Source organism: Streptomyces sp. NPDC059477 (assembly GCF_042749375.1).
In the GTDB taxonomy this organism is placed as follows: Bacteria; Actinomycetota; Actinomycetes; order Streptomycetales; family Streptomycetaceae; genus Streptomyces.
The window spans coordinates 18700-35310 of sequence record NZ_JBHYUG010000056.1; the positions used below are offsets into that span (position 1 = coordinate 18700).

At 71.5% G+C, this 16611-nt stretch carries 14 protein-coding genes and 2 pseudogenes; 9 read left to right on the top strand and 7 right to left on the bottom strand.

Annotated elements, in window-relative coordinates; translation table 11 throughout:
• The first annotated feature begins 952 nt into the window (after nt 1–952).
• The 8 genes and pseudogenes from ACFXAZ_RS25495 (at nt 953) to ACFXAZ_RS25530 (ending at nt 6420) form a co-directional block, all read left to right on the top strand.
• Entirely contained in the window at nt 953–1882 is a 930-nt protein-coding gene (locus ACFXAZ_RS25495; protein ID WP_384595624.1) for a hypothetical protein, read from the top strand.
• A 40-nt stretch (nt 1883–1922) separates the two neighbouring features.
• A pseudogene (locus ACFXAZ_RS25500) lies at nt 1923–2585 on the top strand (serine hydrolase domain-containing protein); the annotation flags it as partial.
• Nucleotides 2586–2853: 268 nt separating this feature from the next.
• Nucleotides 2854–3684: a hypothetical protein gene (locus ACFXAZ_RS25505; RefSeq protein ID WP_384595627.1), complete on the top strand. Its 831-nt coding sequence runs from the start codon at nt 2854–2856 to the stop codon at nt 3682–3684.
• 152 nt (nt 3685–3836) lie between these two features.
• Nucleotides 3837–4193, top strand: coding sequence for a DUF6461 domain-containing protein (locus ACFXAZ_RS25510; RefSeq protein ID WP_384595702.1), 357 nt, complete (start codon nt 3837–3839; stop codon nt 4191–4193).
• A gap of 5 nt (nt 4194–4198) precedes the next feature.
• A complete protein-coding gene (locus tag ACFXAZ_RS25515) occupies nt 4199–4801 on the top strand; it encodes a GNAT family N-acetyltransferase (RefSeq protein WP_384595630.1) in 603 nt (200 codons plus the stop codon).
• Between the two features lie 25 nt (nt 4802–4826).
• Nucleotides 4827–5188, top strand: a pseudogene (tpg, locus tag ACFXAZ_RS25520) (telomere-protecting terminal protein Tpg); the annotation flags it as partial.
• A 156-nt stretch (nt 5189–5344) separates the two neighbouring features.
• The gene (locus tag ACFXAZ_RS25525; RefSeq protein ID WP_384595633.1) at nt 5345–5677 is read left to right on the top strand and encodes a metalloregulator ArsR/SmtB family transcription factor; all 333 of its coding nucleotides are present in this window, start codon (nt 5345–5347) and stop codon (nt 5675–5677) included.
• Entirely contained in the window at nt 5674–6420 is a 747-nt protein-coding gene (locus ACFXAZ_RS25530; RefSeq protein WP_384595636.1) for a DUF2071 domain-containing protein, read from the top strand. The genes ACFXAZ_RS25525 and ACFXAZ_RS25530 overlap by 4 nt, the downstream gene beginning before the upstream one ends.
• A 605-nt stretch (nt 6421–7025) precedes the next feature.
• Here ACFXAZ_RS25530 and ACFXAZ_RS25535 read toward each other — a convergent pair.
• Nucleotides 7026–7991, bottom strand: a complete 966-nt coding sequence (locus tag ACFXAZ_RS25535) for a helix-turn-helix transcriptional regulator (RefSeq protein ID WP_384595639.1) — start codon at nt 7989–7991, stop codon at nt 7026–7028.
• Nucleotides 7992–8123: 132 nt separating this feature from the next.
• On the opposite strand from ACFXAZ_RS25535, the gene ACFXAZ_RS25540 reads away from it, so the two are divergent.
• Nucleotides 8124–9449, top strand: coding sequence for an FAD-binding oxidoreductase (locus ACFXAZ_RS25540; RefSeq protein ID WP_384595642.1), 1326 nt, complete (start codon nt 8124–8126; stop codon nt 9447–9449).
• Between the two features lie 495 nt (nt 9450–9944).
• On the opposite strand, the gene ACFXAZ_RS25545 is transcribed toward ACFXAZ_RS25540, so the two are convergent.
• The 6 genes from ACFXAZ_RS25545 to ACFXAZ_RS25570 form a co-directional block, all read right to left on the bottom strand.
• Nucleotides 9945–10748, bottom strand: a complete 804-nt coding sequence (locus ACFXAZ_RS25545; RefSeq protein WP_384595645.1) for a hypothetical protein — start codon at nt 10746–10748, stop codon at nt 9945–9947.
• A gap of 1078 nt (nt 10749–11826) precedes the next feature.
• Nucleotides 11827–12681 (bottom strand): 4'-phosphopantetheinyl transferase family protein, encoded by an 855-nt coding sequence (locus tag ACFXAZ_RS25550; protein ID WP_384595648.1) that lies wholly within the window; start codon nt 12679–12681, stop codon nt 11827–11829.
• A 336-nt stretch (nt 12682–13017) separates the two neighbouring features.
• Complete coding sequence (locus ACFXAZ_RS25555; RefSeq protein ID WP_384595651.1) at nt 13018–13461, bottom strand: acyl-CoA thioesterase; 444 nt, start codon at nt 13459–13461, stop codon at nt 13018–13020.
• Nucleotides 13462–13473: 12 nt separating this feature from the next.
• Nucleotides 13474–13848 carry a YybH family protein gene (locus ACFXAZ_RS25560; RefSeq protein ID WP_384595655.1) on the bottom strand — a complete coding sequence of 125 codons (375 nt, stop codon included), beginning with the start codon at nt 13846–13848 and terminating at the stop codon, nt 13474–13476.
• A 53-nt stretch (nt 13849–13901) separates the two neighbouring features.
• Nucleotides 13902–15395: an FAD-binding protein gene (locus ACFXAZ_RS25565; protein ID WP_384595658.1), complete on the bottom strand. Its 1494-nt coding sequence runs from the start codon at nt 15393–15395 to the stop codon at nt 13902–13904.
• Between the two features lie 223 nt (nt 15396–15618).
• The gene (locus tag ACFXAZ_RS25570) at nt 15619–16560 is read right to left on the bottom strand and encodes an AraC family transcriptional regulator (protein WP_384595661.1); all 942 of its coding nucleotides are present in this window, start codon (nt 16558–16560) and stop codon (nt 15619–15621) included.
• Nucleotides 16561–16611 lie beyond the last annotated feature (51 nt).

Consider the following 16611-nt stretch of genomic DNA (forward strand, 5'->3'; position numbering starts at 1 on the left):
GCCAGGCCATGGCGGAACGGACCGGCGAAGTCCGACTCCGACTCCGGGTACTGCACCTTTCACGTGCGGCTTCGGCGCCGCAGCCGGGTCCCGGTGGTGCCGGGTCTCCGCCGGCCGGCCCTGCATCATCCGCTTGCGCGGTGGCCACCGTGAACGGCACCGCTGCGGCCAGGCCCTCGTGCTCGGTCCAGTCGTAGAACCGGCTCAGCGCCGTGACCTGCAACTCCCACGACGAGAACGCCAGCCGCTCGTCCAACGGCCCCGACAGCCGACGGTCCGCGTACGTACCGAGCGCGGCCACCCGCTCCTGGCGCGTACCGAATACCGCGACACGGTGCCGACGGAGAGCGCTATGTCGTCCGGCACCGCCAGCGCGTACGCCCGCCACGAATTCGGCGACGGTGCTCCGCTCGACGGCAGCGTACGAAGACAGGAGTTCACCGCCCGCGTCGCCCTGGGGCCGCCCTCGTCCTGGAGCAGGAAGTCGTCGTCGAACAGCACCGGCATCCCCCAAGGGGTCAACGGCCCGCCATCGAGCTCGCGGGACCGCCAGCCCTCGGCAGAGAAGAAGTGCACCGACACGGGGCGGGACGGTAGGTCCACGACACGTCCGTCATCAAGGTCCAGAACGACTTCTGCGCCCGCGGGAAGGCGGCGCCTGCGACGACGCCCCGGTGACCTACGAGGACCGGCCACCGGGGAGAGGACCTCCCACGGCACCGCCAACGGCCGCAAGACGTGCCGGTACTACGTGGCTTCTTCCGCCCAAAGAATCCGGTGGGTCCTCCGCCGTGGGCGAGGCACAATTCCCGGGGAATCGGGGCGAGGGGGAGCTTGTTTGGACGTGTTTGCGTGTGCCGGGTGCGGTACGGAGCTGACGGCGCCGGTGTGCCGGGTGGCCCTCCCGGTCCATACCCATCACGGGGGATGGGAGGAACTTCATCCTGCGCTGATGGAGCCCGCGACGTACGCCGTCGACCCCCGGCCCACGGGGCCGCCGTGGCGGTTGTGGGAGGAGGTCGGAGAGGACGCGGCTGCCCGGCAGGGCGTGTACGCGCCGGTGCACTCCGTCTCCTTCGGCGCGCGGAACAGGATCGTCATCGCCCCCGGCGACTCCCGGTTCATGGCCCTGATACCCGAGAGGTGCGAGGGCTACTGCCAGGGTGTGGACGGCCGGGCCGGCCCGAACCTGGCCTGCGAGGGGTGCGGGCGGGCCGTGGCGACCCGTATGGACGACTGCGGACTGTGGCAGACGGTATGGCTGGAGCCCTGCGCGGTCGTACGCCGCCCCTCGGGGCTCCCCGCCGGTCCGCCTCCCGACTGGGACGAGGTGGAGCGCGCCGAGTACCGCGTCCCACCCGTCGAACCCGACGGGTCGTGGAGCCGCCGCTGGGAGGCGGCGGTCGGGGCCGCGCTGGCCCACCTCGTGGCGGCCACTGAGGACCGCCCCGTGATCCTTCCCGCCGGCCCGGTCACCGAGCTGCTCGGCCACGCCGTCGGCCGGTACCTGCCGGCCGGACCCGATGCCCGTACCGTGGGGCTGGCCGGCCCGGGAATCCGCACGCCCCGGCCCCGTCCCGACGTCCTCCTCGTCCCCCGCCACCCCCTCACGGGCACACCCTGGCGCCCACCCGGCGACAACGCGGCCGTGGTGCCGCTGGACAGCGGGGTCTGGGCGTACCTCGCCCACCCGGGCGAGACCTCGCCGATGCCCGCGACGGGGGTGCTTCCGGACGGCGTCCTACGCGACGACTACCCCCTGCCGCCGCGCCCCCGGCACCCGCTGACGCCCCACCACCGCGCCTTCGAGTACACCCTGGTCGGGCTGCCCGCCATACGCGCCCCCCGGCTGCACCGGTACCACGACGGGTACCGACCATGAACGTTCGACGGGCGTCCGCGTCCGCGATCGCAGCAGTCCCAACGTCAGCGACGACGTGCTCGGCGTGCTGGTGGCCAGGGTCACCGGCCAGTCGTTCGAGGCGTTCCTGCGCGAGCGCATCTTCGATCCGCTGGGGATGAAGGACACCGGCTTCCATGTGCCCGCCGACAGGCTCGACCGGCTGCCGCCCCTGTACGCCCCCGATCCGCAGACCGGAGAGTTCACCGTGGAGGACCCGGCTGAAGGGGGACACCACAGCAAGCCTCCGGCATTCCAGTCCGGCGGCGGGCTCGGCTCCACCGTCGACGACTACCACGCCTGCTTCCGGATGCTGCTCAACCACGGAAGGCACGGCACCGAACGGATCCTGTCCCGGCCCGCCGCCGAACTGATGACCACCAACCGCCTCACGCCCGAGCAGACGGCCGCCCTGCAGTCCTGGGCCCGCAGCGTCGTCCATCTGTCACACGGCCAGGGTCGGACCGGCGGCTGGGGCTTCGGGATGACGGTGCGCACCTACGGAGGCGACTACGCGCCTGTCGGCCAGTTCGGTTGGGACGGCGGAGCCGGCACCACGACCTACGCCGACCCGGACAACCGGCTCGGCGGCATCCTGCTCACCCAGACCGGGATGTCCGCCCCGGACTCGGCGCGGGCCATGCAGGACTTCTGGACCATCCTCTACCAGGCAATCGACGACTGACCTGCCTGCCTGGTCAAGGCAGGTCCGGCAGCAGACCTCCGGCCAGGCTCCCCCCTCCGGCAGCCAGACGGGAGCGGATCGTGGCCGCCAGGCGGGCGGTCGGCTGGCGGGACGATCGGCTCACCGCCGCCGAGCCTGCAGAGATCGACGAACAACTCCGAGGGAAGTAGATGGAGTTGAGGGGGCCACATGAGATCCTCTGCTTCTACCCGGGAGGTCGACGCATCCCCTCCCCCGGATTGTCAGTGAGCGGCACTACGGTGCCGCCATGACAGCTGAAACCCACGAAACCCCTGAGGCCCCTGAGGCCCCTGGAACCTCCCTGTCCGGCTGGGACCGCCAACTGGCCCACGCTTTCGGCGTCCTGGTCGGCCGTCCCCTGGACGACTTCGACCCCGACGCGGTCTACGCGGCCGTCCTCCAGGGCAATGCGCTCAACGAGAGCGGTTTCCTGCGGGAGCCCGACTGGGTGCGTCCGGAGGCCCTGAGCGGCGCCAGGCCGATCCCCTGCCCCTTCGGCCTGAGCGGCGAGGCCGGCCGGCAGCCGCTGTTCGACGCGAGCACCTCGATCTTCGAGTTCTGGCAGTGCGACAGCCCGCGATCACCGCTCCCGAAGGACTTCGCGGCGGCCCTGAAGGCCGTCTGTTTCGCGCAGAGCCTGGTCAGAGGCGCCGACATAGCGCCTCTGCTGGACCGGTTCGGCGTCGATCTCACCACCCCCGCCCTGAAGGACACCTGGGAGATCTACCTCCCCCGCCTGGTCTGCGACGGCACCCTTCTCGACGCCCTGCGTGTCGCCCTGGACACCGGCCGCACCCCCGAGGAACTGGTCCCCTTCACCTTCACCTTCCCCACGGAGCCGCAGGAGGAGTGGGAAGAGGACCTGGCCACGATCGAGCACCCCGCACTGCGCACACACCTCGCCTACTTCTGCACCGACGGCGAGGAGGGCATGATGCCGCTCTGCCAGGATGAGACGACGACCCTCCCGGAGGACGAGGGCTGCGAGCCGGTCGCGGGGTGGGAGGACGGCCACGGGCAGATCACGATCACGGTGATCAAGCTGAGCCCGCAGGTCGCGGGCCCGGCCCAGGGATAGCGGTGCGGGAGCGGGCGGGGTCGATCAGGACCCTGGCCCGCCTGCCCCTTGGCCGTGACGGCCGGCACCATCGAGACATGAACGCATCCGCGAACACGACCGCCGCCGGCCACGCCCGGTTCGAGAAGCACGCGTTGTCCGAGGCGTACTGCATGACGCTGGTCGAGGGTCTGGCACCGGCCGAGTTCCGACCCGGGCCGGGCCCCCGGTCCGCATGGCGAGTGCGCCGGGTCGCCGCGTATGCAGAGGAGCGCCACGACTGGTGGGAGGACGGGAGCTGCGGACGCGCTTCGAATCGGCCCCGCGAGCGCTGGGGAAGCCACCCCCACGCGCTCGTGGAGGCCGTGACTCGGGTGGGGTTCGATCCGACCGGCGGGGCGTACGTGGGTGGCGATCCGCGTACTGCTGAATCTCACTTCGCTGTCCTGGTGCTTCCCATCCGACGTCACATCGATTTCAGCTGCATCGGAAAAGGAACTTGGCCTGGGTTTAATGGACTTGAAGAATGACGGTCATGCAGATTCGACAGGCGTGGCCTGATGACGCATCAGCGGTCGCCGGTGTCTACGTGCGCTCCTGGCAGACGGCCTTTGCCGGTCTTGTTCCGCAGCACTGCCTCCTCGCCATGGACCCCAGCCGCGAAGAGTCCGGGTGGAAGGCACGCATCTCGGAGACACGATGGCCGGCATCGGGAGTGCTGGTGGCAGAAGAAGCCGGGGCGGGGATCGTCGGTTTCGCGGGATTCGGCCCGTCTCAGGAGATCCCTGCCGTCGCGGAGATCGGCACGCTCTACGCGATGCCCGAGGTCTGGGGCACTGGGGTCGGGAAGCACTTGATGCTGGCCACGTTGACGGCTCTGCGACAGGCCGAGTACGCGCAAGCCACCTTGTGGGTCCTGGAGGACAATCGCCGCGCCCGGCGCTTCTACGAAGCTGCCGGCTGGCGCGCAGACGGCGCAGCCATGGAGGACACCACCGGTGGGGCCTCTCTCAGCAAGTTGCGCTACCGCCGGCGTCTCGACCAGCCCGCTCGGCGTGTTGCCCGGGCGGGGGATCAGGAACGGCATGGCCGCGAGTTGGAGCCGAACCCACGGAACCAGCTCCGTGGAGCACCATGACGCCGCCATGCGCAAGGCGTTCACCCGCCCGGGTCTCGCCGCCCGGCTGGAGTGCGCGGTGAAAAAGCGGGTGGCAGTCTCAGGTCCGGGCCGGGGTCCGAGAGAAGGCGGCCCCGCATCGGCGGCATGGTGATCGGCACCCGCGCCCGATTCGGCTGCACCGTACCGATCGGCTCGACGGACATCAGGGCCGTGTCCGGCACGTCGCCCTGCCGCCGGTCACGCCGTCCGCCTCTTCGGCGCCCAGGAGCCGGCGTCACCGACCAGCAGTTCAAGGAGATCGCCGGCGAAGTGTTCAAAGAGGTGTGCTTCCGGGGCGGCGGATGCCGCGCCGGGGGCCTGGAAGAGGTCCGGTTCACGGACATCGAGCACCTGGAGTTCGATCTGTGGGCAGATTCCCGGGCAGACAGCGAGCCCGTGGGACTGAGCGCCGTGGTCGGCGAGTGCCGCGGCCTTGAGGTGATGCAAGGGACCGTCTCCGATGCCGGGCGATGACAGCCGGGCCCGTTGCCCGGTGTTTAGCTTTTGTGCTAAATACCAGGCATGACAGAAGCTCATGACGAGGCAGGGGCCTTCCGTGCGCTCGCTGATCCGACGAGGCGCCAGATCCTTGAGGACCTCAGAGGTGGCGAGCTCGCGGCAGGGCAGATCGCGAGCCGGTTCGCGATCAGCGCGCCGTCCATCTCACGGCATCTGGGCGTGCTCAAGGGGGCGGGACTGGTCACCGAGCGCCGGGACGGCAACCGGATCCTCTACACACTGGCCGAGGATCGCCTGGCGACCTGCATCGGCCGGTTTCTCAGCGCCGTCTGCCCCGAGCAGATCGTCCTGCGTCACACCACATGGCGCCCGGGGGCGCGGAGCGAGGGATCATGAGGCAACCACGTCTGTCCAGTGTCGTTGAACGACGTCTTCTGGTGAACTACCGGGTCGCCCCGGACGCCGCGGCCCGCCTGCTTCCCGAGCCGCTGCGTCCGCACCTGGTGCACGGCCAGGCGGTCGCGGGTATCTGCCTGCTGCGGCTGGGAAGTGTGCGGCCGGTCTGGGCCCCCAGGGTGTTCGGGCTGCGGAGCGAGAACGCGGCGCATCGGATCGCCGTCGAATGGGACGGACCGGACGGCGTTGAGACCGGCGTCTACATCCCGCGTCGCGATACGGCCTCGCGGCTCAACGTCTGGGCCGGAGGCCGCGTGTTTCCCGGCGAACACGGCCGCGCCGGTTTCGAGGTGCACGAGACAGCCGACCGGGTGCGTGTCGCCTTCGCGACGTGGGACGGCGACATCCGGGTGGACGTCACCGTCGAGCCGTCCGACGAACTGCGGGGCAGCGAGCTCTTCGCCGATCTCGCCGAGGCCTCCCGCTTCTTCCAGGACGGAGCAAAGGGCTACTCGGCCACCAGGTCGGGGCGCCACCTGGACGGCATGGAACTGCACACCGACGCCTGGCATGTGGAAGCCGGCCGGGTCCGCTCCGCCGCGTCGTCCTTCTTCGAGGACCCGGACCGCTTCCCGCCGGGGAGCGCGACCCTGGACTGCGCCCTGGTCATGCGCAACGTTCCCGCCGGCTGGCGCCCGCTCCCGGCCATGGCCACCGGCCGAGGCGCTCAACTCGCTACATGAAGCGCTGTGCCAGACGGATCTGCTGGTCCGGGCCCGCTCGCGTACCCGCGGGGATCGGATGTTCATGCATCCGATGCCGTGCCCGACGGCGCCGCCGCGTGTCGGCTGCCCGGCCTGCGTCGCGGCGCCGGGAGAAGGCCGCTCCCGCCCTTGTCCAGGGTTGTCAGACGGCCGGGCGGGCGGGTGCGGTCGTCGACCGCTGTCGTGTGGATTCGGCGGTCGTAGGGGCCATCCGCTGAGTGCTGCTGTGGCCAGGATGATCCCTGATCCCCAACACCCCCGGCTCAAGGCACCCTCACCACATCAACCACGAACCCCGGAGTCACACTGACCGGGCCCTGCGTGCGGGCGGGTGTGCGGGCCGCCGGCAGCAGGCGGGCCGCACGCCGTCCGTGCGGTTGTGCGGTAGCGGGTGTCGGAGCCTGCCGGTGGCTGGTGGAGGTCCGGACGGGCCTCAGCGTTTCGCACTGCTCGGCCTCCGGTGAAGATCTGGGCAATGGGCGAGCTCGCGGCGACGGTGTGCCTCGCGCGTAAAGAGGGGCAACGCGGGACGGTCAGGCCGCCCTCTTCCTGACCAGGTGGTCCAGGACCTGGGTGGTGCGGGGTCAGGACGTTGGTGACGGCGCATAGTGGTGGGCAAGGCTGGTGGCGAGGTCGCGGAGGCGGGCCCTGGCCTCGGTGGGGCCGTGCACGGTGATGGCGCTCCCGAACGGCAGCAGTGTGCGCACGTCCTCCAGATGCAGGAAGCGGATCGTCACCTTGTGGCCGGTGGCGGATTCTTCATGGCCGTCCAGGACGAGTCGTTGGCCAAGGATCCGTTGTGCTCGCTCGATCTGGGTCTGGTCGATGGTGGCGCTGACCTCTATCGCGTGGTCGTGCTCCCACTGATCGACGAGCGCCGCGGCGACGGTGGCCAGGGTCTGGCTCTCGCGGAGCCGTCGTGGCTGGTCGACTTCCATCCACGTCGTGATCCGTTCGAGCCGGTACAACCGTGGCACTCGGGCACAGTCGGCGACGAGGTACCAGATGCCGGCCTTGGCGAACAGCCCGTAGGGATCCACGACCAGGTCGCCTGGGCATGACTCGCGGGGGCTGTCGTACTCGATCCGCAGCCGGCGACCGCGCCGCACCGGGCCGATCAGTGACGCCGGAGCCGTGCCGGAAGCAGGGGCCTGGAGCCAGGGACGGCTGTCCACGTGCACCACGTCGGTGAGCGGCAAAAGCTCATGAACCCGGCGGGACTGTGCAGCGCCGATCTTGGAGAGCGCGCGCCGGCTTTCGGCGGATGCGTTCAGTTCCGCGCGTTGCTTCTCGTCCAGTCCGGTGAGCGACAGGTGATCACGCTCGCCCGGTGTGAGCCGCGTGAGGTCGAGTCCGGACCCGGGCGGCATGGTGACGCCTCCGAGGCGGCCCCGGTGCGCGGTCACCGGCAGACCGGCGTCGCGGAGCCAGTTCAGGTCCCGGGTGATGGTGCGAAGGGACACCCCGAGCGCTGAGGCCAGCTCCTGTGTGGTCACGGCATCCCTCGATTCGAGGAGCAGCATCAGGGTGAAGAAGCGGTCCGGGGTCACCCAACGATCTTTTCAGGGAATTGCGACACGATGCGGCGCATATCCCGGTCAGGCTGGTGGATGCGTACCTGCGACCTGCCTGTTCGCCCAGTGGGTGCGCGCACGCACCCCCGATCCAGAAAGGTGCTCGCGATGAGTGCCAGCACGACCGACGCCGAATCACCGGTGGCGTACCGCCCGGGGTCTGCCGGGTACGACGAGCACCGTGCCGGCTTCCAGCTGCGGGAGCGGCATCGGCCGGCCCACGTGGTGGCAGCGCGGACCGCCGGTGACGTCGTGGCGGCCGTCCGGCGCGCCGCGCAGTCATGCATGCCGATCGCGGTGCAGGCCACGGGACATGGGCTCGCCGATCCGCTCGCCGGTGAAGGGGTGCTGGTGTCGACGCGGGGGATGGACAGCGTCGATGTCGACCCCGGTGCCGGGACCGCACGGGTGGGTGCCGGAGCGCGGTGGCGCGACGTGATCGAGGCCGCCGCACGCTACGGTCTGGCACCGCTGTCCGGGAGCATGCCCGGTGTCGGCGCTGTCTCCTACACGCTCGGCGGCGGCATCGGGCTGATGGCCCGTCGCTACGGCTTCGCCGCGGACCATGTCACGCGCTTGGAGCTGGTCACCGTCGACGGCTCCCTGCTGACGGTTTCGGAGCACGAGGAGCCGGACCTGTTCTGGGCGCTGCGCGGCGGTGGCGGGAGCTTCGGCATCGTGACCGCGCTGGAGATGGACTTGATGCCGGTCGCCAGGCTGGTCGGGGGCGGTCTGACGTTCGACCTGGGCGAGACGCCGGAGGTGGTCCCGACCTGGTTGCGCTGGACGGCGGCCATGCCCTCGGAGATGACCTCGGCGATGACCACGCTTGAGGCTGCCAAGCGGCACATGGCCCATGTCCAGATCGCCTACCTGGGTTCGGCTGCGGAGGCGGACGAGTTGGTGGCCCCGCTGCGGGCGCTGAAACCTGCGTACGACGGTTTGCGGGAGATCCCGTACCGGCGGTCCGACACCGTCTTCGGCGAACCGGATCAGCCGCATGCGTACGTCGGCGACAATGTGTTGTTGCGGGCGGTCGACGAGGAACGTCTCCGCGACGCCGTCGCCGCGTCGGCGCCAGGCCGGCCGGGTGGCTCCATCATTTCGGTTCGTCATCTCGGTGGGGCGCTGTCCACTGCGCCGAGGGTGCCCAACGCAGTCAGCCACCGCGAGGCGATGTACCTGCTGTGTGTCGTAGGTGTGGTATCCCCGACAACCAGGCCGGACGCGGCGAGTGCGCGGGCGCTGCGGGATGAACTGCTGGCCGGCTGGTCCGGGACCGCCGTAGGCAGCTCGCCGAACTTCACTTTCGGACGACCCGACCAACGTGCCGCCGCAAAACTGTTCGACGCCGGGCGTCGTGACCGGTTGCTGCGGCTGGCCCGTGAGCACGACCCCGCCGGACTGTTGCACCCCAGCTTCGTCATCGCCTGAGCACCTCCTACGAAAGGGTGACCGGTGCGTCTGGTCCGTGCGCGGCCTGCCGGGCGTCGAAGGTGGTTCGCTGGTGTGGCCGTCTTCCAGTTGGTCGGCGTCACCGCCGCCTTGTGTGGGCCGACGGCCAATGCGGATCCGATCGGCAACGGCCTCCTGCGCACGGCCTGCGGTCAGACGTCTTCGGCAGGATCGCTACGTTCTCCAGCCGGAACAGCAGGACTTCAGCACGCCGACGCCGATCACTCGCAGCGCCGACGACGTGCAGCGGATACAGGATGCAGGACCGCCCGGGCGGTCCGTCCCTGGCCTCTCGCGGGCGGCCCGCCGAGCCGTCGGGCGGCTGGCGGCGGGTCCGCGTGGTCGCCGCACCCGCCCCGCTCCGCGGCCACTCCCCCGGGTTCGGTGCCAGGGCACCCGGCTCATGCGCGCAGCCGCTCGGCGACGTGCGCCCGGTCAGCCACGGACAGTGGTCCGTGTCCGTCCGGTGCCGCTCTATCCGCCGTACTCCCAGGCGTCATCGGCGGCGGGCCCGCTGGCCTGGATCTTCAGCAGCCGAGAGGCGATGGCTCCTTCGTTGCGGCCGAATTCCTGCGACAGCTGGGACAGCGAAGCGCCCTGGGCGCAGCGTTCGGCGAGCCTGTGTTCGTCTTCGGGCTCCCAGGGTTTGTATGCGTTGGGGTGCAGTTGCCGCTTCGCTTCGACGGTGTAGGCCCTGGGCGTTTCCGGCTCGGCCGCCGCGGGGCGCGGGTCGGGCACGAGGCCGGTGGGGTGGGGCGCGAGCTTGAGGCCGTAGAGCTTCCAGCGGACGGAGTTCTCGCTGCGCCGGAGTTCCTCGGCCAGTTGCTCCGGGCTCTTGCCCGCCCGGTAGTGCTCCTTGAGGTAGGCGATGGCCTCAGGGGTCCATGCCTGGCCGCGGCGGGCGGCTTGGGCGGGGGCCGCGGAAGCGGCGGACGAGGTGGTCCTTGCGGTGGAGGTGACGGGAGCGGAGGCGATGAGACGGCTGATCTCGCCGAGGTCGCAGATGTCCAGTTCTCCGGTGAGTTCGCCGCGGATCACTCCGTCAGGGGTGCGGACGACGACGGTGATCTCGGCACGGCCCTGCGCCAGGAGGCCGGCGTGCAGGACATAGCGGCGGCGCGGACTGCCGCTCTCCAGCCTCACGGTTGCCGTGTCCCGCACCGCACCGGGGGCCGTGGGCACGCGTTGGTGGGCCGGGGACAGCAGTTCGTGGACATGCCAGGAGGCCGGGAAACTGTCACCGTTGTCGAGTCGGTAGCTCGTCTGGCTCGCTTCCACATCACATGCCGCGTATAAGACCTCGATCTGCTCGCCGTCGAAAAGGCCGGGGGCTTGTCCCGGGGCCGTGGGCGGGAGGGTGAGGGCACCGCGCCGCGGCTGACTGCCGTGGATGGCGGCCCCGGGATCTCCGTGCCAGGCACCGCCGGCATCACGGAAAGCGTAGATCAGCAAAGCGAGCAGCCCTTCGTCCGGATGAGGTGTCGGTCAATGATGGCCCGGCCGGCAGCGGCGTGGTCCCGTGCGGCTGTATCCGGCCTCTGAGGGAGTGCTGAGCCGCGAGGGCCTCCGGTGACGGATACGGGTTCAGCAGGCCGGCAGTGCCCGTCGGATCGAAGGCGTCGGCGCGGGCTCACGTCTGCGAAAGTGCGGCGCCAGGGGCTGATCGGCCTTTGAAGGGCAGGGGTTGGGGTCTGGATTGTGTCGGCGTTCAGGCGGATGACGGCCGCCGGGGGGCCTGGCCAAGGCCACGGGCCGGTCTTGTGCGGCGTCGCAGCCCGGCTGTCGCAGGCGTGGCGTTCGGCGGCCCGAGCGTCCGTGACGGCGGCGCAGATCCGCCGCCGTCCGTGATGGCGGCGCAGGTCCACCGGCTTCCACCGGCTTCCATCGGCTTCCACCAGCGCCCCGCGAAGTGGCGCGGCGCGGCGTCGCAGGCATCGGGCCTCGCCGTGGCCGGTGGCCTCTCCCGGCCGTTCTCGCCCCGAGCGGTCGCCGGATCGATCTGCGGTATCCGCAATTCCCTCGCCCAGTGCGAGGGGCTCCGGCTCAAGGCTGTCCGGGGCTTGACTGGACCGGTCGGTGCCTGATGCCTGGTGCCGGGTGCGGGGTGCGGTGCGGGCCCCAGGGGGGCGGGGGCGTCAGCTGGGCGAACGGCCCGGTGGACGTGCGGCGCGGGCAGGTGTCTGCGGGGCAGAGGCACCGTCACCGGTCACGGTCACAGCACCGGCCAGGGCGAGGCCCGCCCGCCCTATTTGACTGGGTGTCAATTTTGTTTTGGGGCGCCGGTCGTGCCGCACGAGGAGGAAGGCGTGCCACGGCTGCGGGCCGGGTGGGCGCAGGACGGCGGAGACAGTGCGCTTCATCGGGGCATGGCCCGCCGGGCGGTGATCCGCGCAGCGGACGGGGCGTCCTCCCCCGACTCCCCCGGCTCCCCCGGCTCTCCCTGCTCCCGTCGCGATGGGTCCGGGCGGGCCGCGCACACTCCGATGCGGAAGCCCGTCGGGGCCTGTGGTGCGTGGCAGTGCCAGTGGTCCGGGGCCGGGACGTGGGTGGTTCGGCGCAGGGTGATGCCTGCGTGGCCGTCGGCGGCGAAGGCGATCCGGGCGAACGGCAGGCGCAGGCCCAGTCCCACCGCCTTGGCGTAGGCCTCTTTCAGGGTCCAGAGTTGGGTGACGGCGTCCCGGCGCTGCGGGTGGGGCAGGTGTTCCACCGCGGCGCGTTCCTCCGGCGAGAGGCATCTGGCCACAAGGCGTCTGACGCTGTCGGGGGCGGCCAGGGCGTCGCAGGTCTGGATGTCGATGCCGACCGGACGGCCCCGGGTGAGGGCGATCAGGCAGATGCCGGCCGAGTGCGACAGGCTGAACTCGATGTCCAGTGCGTACCGGGGGTGGAGCGCGGGTTTGCCGTTCGGTGACAGGACGAACTCCCAGTCGCGGGGGGCGACGGGGGCGAGCCGGGAGAGTTCGGTGCGCAGCATCCAGCGGGTGTACTGGAACTGGTGGCGGTCCGCGTCGAGGCGGAAGGTGCCGGCGCGGCGCAGTTCGGCCTGTGACAGCACGGCCCGCCAGGTGTCCTCGGCGGCGGGTGGGTCCGTGCCGTCCGGAAGGCGGGTGCGGCCCATCGCGGTGATCAGGCCGGGGATGCGGGGGGCGGTGAGCCGGTGTCTGTCGTGGGTGGTGGGGGCAGGTGCGCTGCCTGGTGCCGTGGGGGGCATCGTCCGCTCTCGGGGTGCGTCGGGTCTCGGTGCGCGCCGGGCGCCGCGCGGCCGTCCGGCGTGCGGGCGGCTTGCCCGTCCCCGCGCGGGCGGGTGTCCGGTCCGGTCCCTGTGTGCGGGCGTCTGCGCCGCCCCAGGCCCCCCCGGGGGGGCGGGGGGTGCCGTGGCCGCCCCGCGGTGTCCCTGCGCGGCCGTTCCTGCGGAGGCGGGTGCGGCGGGATCGGTGGTGTCTGCCGTGGGGGTGTGGGGCCGGCACGGCCGCGGGGGTGGCCCCCGGGGAGGGGGTGTTCACCGCGGGCCGTGCCGGGGGTCTGCGGGTCTGCGGGGTGGCCGGGGTTATCCGTGCCCGGGCTCGGGGTCGAGGCCGAGCAGGTCGGGCTGTTTGGCGAGTTCGCGCAGGGTGGTGCGGGGGTCGGGGAGCAGGCGGCGGGTGGACAGGTCGAGCAGGGCGATCACCGCCTCGATGCGGGCGACGGGGAGGCCGTCGGGTGTGCGCAGGTGCTGGGTGAGTTCGATGAGCCTGCCCTGGCCGCCGGTGACGGCGCAGCCGACGTCGACGTCGTCGCCGGCGCGCAGTTCGCGCTGGAAGCGGATGCCGGCCTTGAGGAGTACGGGGCCGATGCCGGCCTCACCCAGGACGTCCGGGGTGAGGCCGGCGGCTTGCAGGAACTGCCAGCGGGCGTGTTCCGCGTACTGGAGGTACACGGCCTGGTTGAGGTGGCCCTGCCGGTCGAGTTCGTAGGCCCGTGTCTGGATGCGGACGCTGAAGGGTGTGGACATGCCGGGCGGCCCTCAGGCCCCGACCGGGTCGTCGAAGAGGATCCGCCAGGTGCCGTCGGGCTGCCGGCGGGAGACGACGGTGCCCTTGCCGGTGAGGTCGATCGGGCTGCCGGTCTCGTCCTTGCCCATGAGGTGCCAGTCGGCGTGCGTCATGGCGATGTCGCCGGATCGCAGGGCGCTGGTCAGGGTGATCTCGGCGGTCGTGATGGAGGCGAACATCGGCTTCAGGGCCCTGGCGACGGCTTCGAGGCCCTTCTCCTGGCCGCCGTCAGGGGGTGTGACGAGGATGCCGTCGGGCTCGTACAGGTCGAGCATGGCCTGCGGGTCGTTGGTGTTGAAGGCGGCGGCGATGAGGCCGGGGAGGTCTTCCGGGCGGTGTGCCGGCACAGGGGGTCTCCTTGCTGGAGGGCCAGGGGGCAGGGGGGTGTCGGTGGGCGGGGTCAGCCGAAGATGCCCTGGCCCGGTGTGAGGATCGCGGCGGGGTCGTACTGGCGCTTGAGGGCGCTGAGCCTGTTCCAGCGTGTGCCGTAGTGGGCCCGCCAGTCGGCGCGGGTCATCGAGGGCACCGAGCCGACGAGGTAGCGCTTGCCCCCGAGGGCGACGGCACGGTCGTAGAAGCGGCGGTTCTGCGCGAGCAGGCCGGGGGTGTCGGGGTGGTTCGGGGCGGGGATGCGGATGAGGCTGACCTCGAAGAACTCGTTGGCGGTGCAGCGGGGCAGGATGAAGCCGGGCCGGGTGAGCGAGCGGGTGTCCATCGGGGAGATCCGCAGCGGGCCGGGGCCCATCTGGGTGGCCGTCAGCTCACCGAGCACGGTGTCGAGGTAGGCGGGGGTCTTCTCCGCGCCGACGAACATCATCAGCCACGGCTTCTTGCTGCCCCAGAACCCGGCGGCCTTCAGCGCCGCCCAGTTCGGGTCGAAGCGCAGCAGCCAGTCCCGCAGCGGCAGGTCGGCGCTCGGGCCCGGCGTCGCCTGGGGGGAGAGCACGGCCTGAAGGGCGGCAGTGCCGGGCTGGGCGGGCGGCGAGTGGAAGAGGCCGAGCGCCAGCCGGTAGGTCCAGCCGCCGCCGGGCTGGGGCTCCGCATAGCCGTTCTGGTCGTCGGCCACACCGGCCCGCATCACGGCCAGCGAGTCCCGCAGGAACGCCGCCCGGTCGGTGTAGGTGAACTCGACGGAGCGGACGGTGCTCTTCGCGGGGATCAGCCTGAGGCCGGCCCGCACGATGATGCCGTACTGGCCGCCGCCGACGAGGACGGCGTCGAACAGGGCGCGGTGGCTGGTGCGCGAGCAGGTGATCAGCTCGCCGGTGCCGGTGACGACCTTGAGCCATTCCACGTTGTCGGCCTGCGAGCCGTAGCGCTGGCTGGTGCCGCCGAGGCCGCCGACGCTCAGTGTGCCGCCGATCGACAGATGGGCGAAGTCGTTGTAGACGGGCAGCGTCTGGCCGCTTTCCAGGGCCCGCAGGGCCAGCGTGGACCAGGTGACACCGGCGTCGACGTCGGCGATGCCCGCCGTGACGCTGTGGATCGTGCCGAGCGGCTTGGGGTCGATGGCGATACCGCCCTCGACCAGGGCCTGCCCGTAGTGCGAGTGCGAGGCACGGTCCTCGCTGCCGGTCCCGCTCTGGCCGTTGACGGCCACGGGGATGGCGTTGTTGCGGGCGTAGCGGACGACCGCCTGGATGTCGTTCACCGAGCCCGGGGTCAGGACGGCCTGGGGCTGGCGGGTGAACAGGTGGCCGAAGTCCTCGGTGAACGCCGAGGGGTCGGCGGGCAGGACCAGTGTGCCGTCGAGGGCGGGGACCTGCGCGATGCCGGACGTCGGACCGGGGGCGGTGGCCCACGCCCGGGCCTGGGGGTCCCACCCCAGGACCGCCGTGCCCGCTCCGACGACCAGGCCGGACAGGATGTTGCGGCGTGTGAGCTCGGTATGCATGTCTCGTTGGTACGCCCGCGGGCGCAAGGAGAGCGCAAGTCCGCCCCGGTGACGGCCCCGTGGCAACCCGGTGGCAGCCCGGTGGTGGGGAGGTGGTGGGGGGTGGTGGGGAGGTGGGGGGAGGTGGGGGGAGGTGGTGGGGGGTGGTGGGGGCTGGGGCCGGGTGGCCGGTGTGTTGAGGGGGCCGGTACCGGGGGGTGGTGGGGCGCGGCGGGTGGTGTGTTCAGTGGGCGGGTACGGCGGTGCGGTGTTCCTGGGGGCTGATGCCGTAGACCCGTTTGAAGGCGGAGCTGAGGGCGAAGCCGCTGCCGTAGCCGACCTGCCGGGCGACGACGTTGAGTGTGGCGTCGGACTGGCGCAGCAGGTCGGCGGCCAGGGCCAGGCGCCACTCGGTGAGGTAGGTCATCGGCGGGGTGCCGACGGTGCTGCGGAAGCATTCGGCGAGCGTCGCGCGGGACACGCCGATCTCGGCGGCGACCCGTGCCAGTGTCCAGTCGCCCGCCGGGTCCTCGTGGAACAGGCGCAGTGCCTCGCCGGCCACCGGGTGGGCGTGGGCACGGTACCAGGCGGGGGCCTCGGTCTCGGGCCGGTCGAACCACACCCGCAGCACCGAGATGAGCAGCAGGTCCAGGAGGCGGTCCAGGACGACGCCCTGGGCCGGGCCCTGTTTGGTGACCTCGCCGGACAGGACCGGGATGAGGGTGGAGTCCCAGGTGTCGTCGGAGACGACCAGCAGCGGCGGCAGTACGTCCAGCAGGCGCTGGCCGACGGCGCCGACCTCCTCGTACACACCCAGGAGCATCTGCACCGATCCGTCGGGGTTGCTGCCCCAGGTGCGCACGCCCAGGGACATCCGCTCGCGCAGCTCGACGCCCTCGGGGGTGACGCACTGCTGGCCGGGGTGCACGATGACCTGCGGCGCGGTGGCCGCCTGATCTCTCATCACATAGGGGTCGGGGCCGCGGACGATGGCGACGTCGCCCGGCCGCAGCCGTACCGGCTCGCCGTGGTCGGGCTCGACATGGGCCTCGCCGCTGAGCATGACGGCCAGGCACAGTGGTGATCCGTCCTGGACCCGGATCGACCAGGGGGGGTCCAGCACGATACGGAGGAGGAATGCGCCGCTGGCCCGCGGCCCCTCAAGTAACCCTGCGAGTGCGTCCACCCACCCAGTGTAGACGGTTGGACATGCATCCCGGCATCTCAACCATGGACC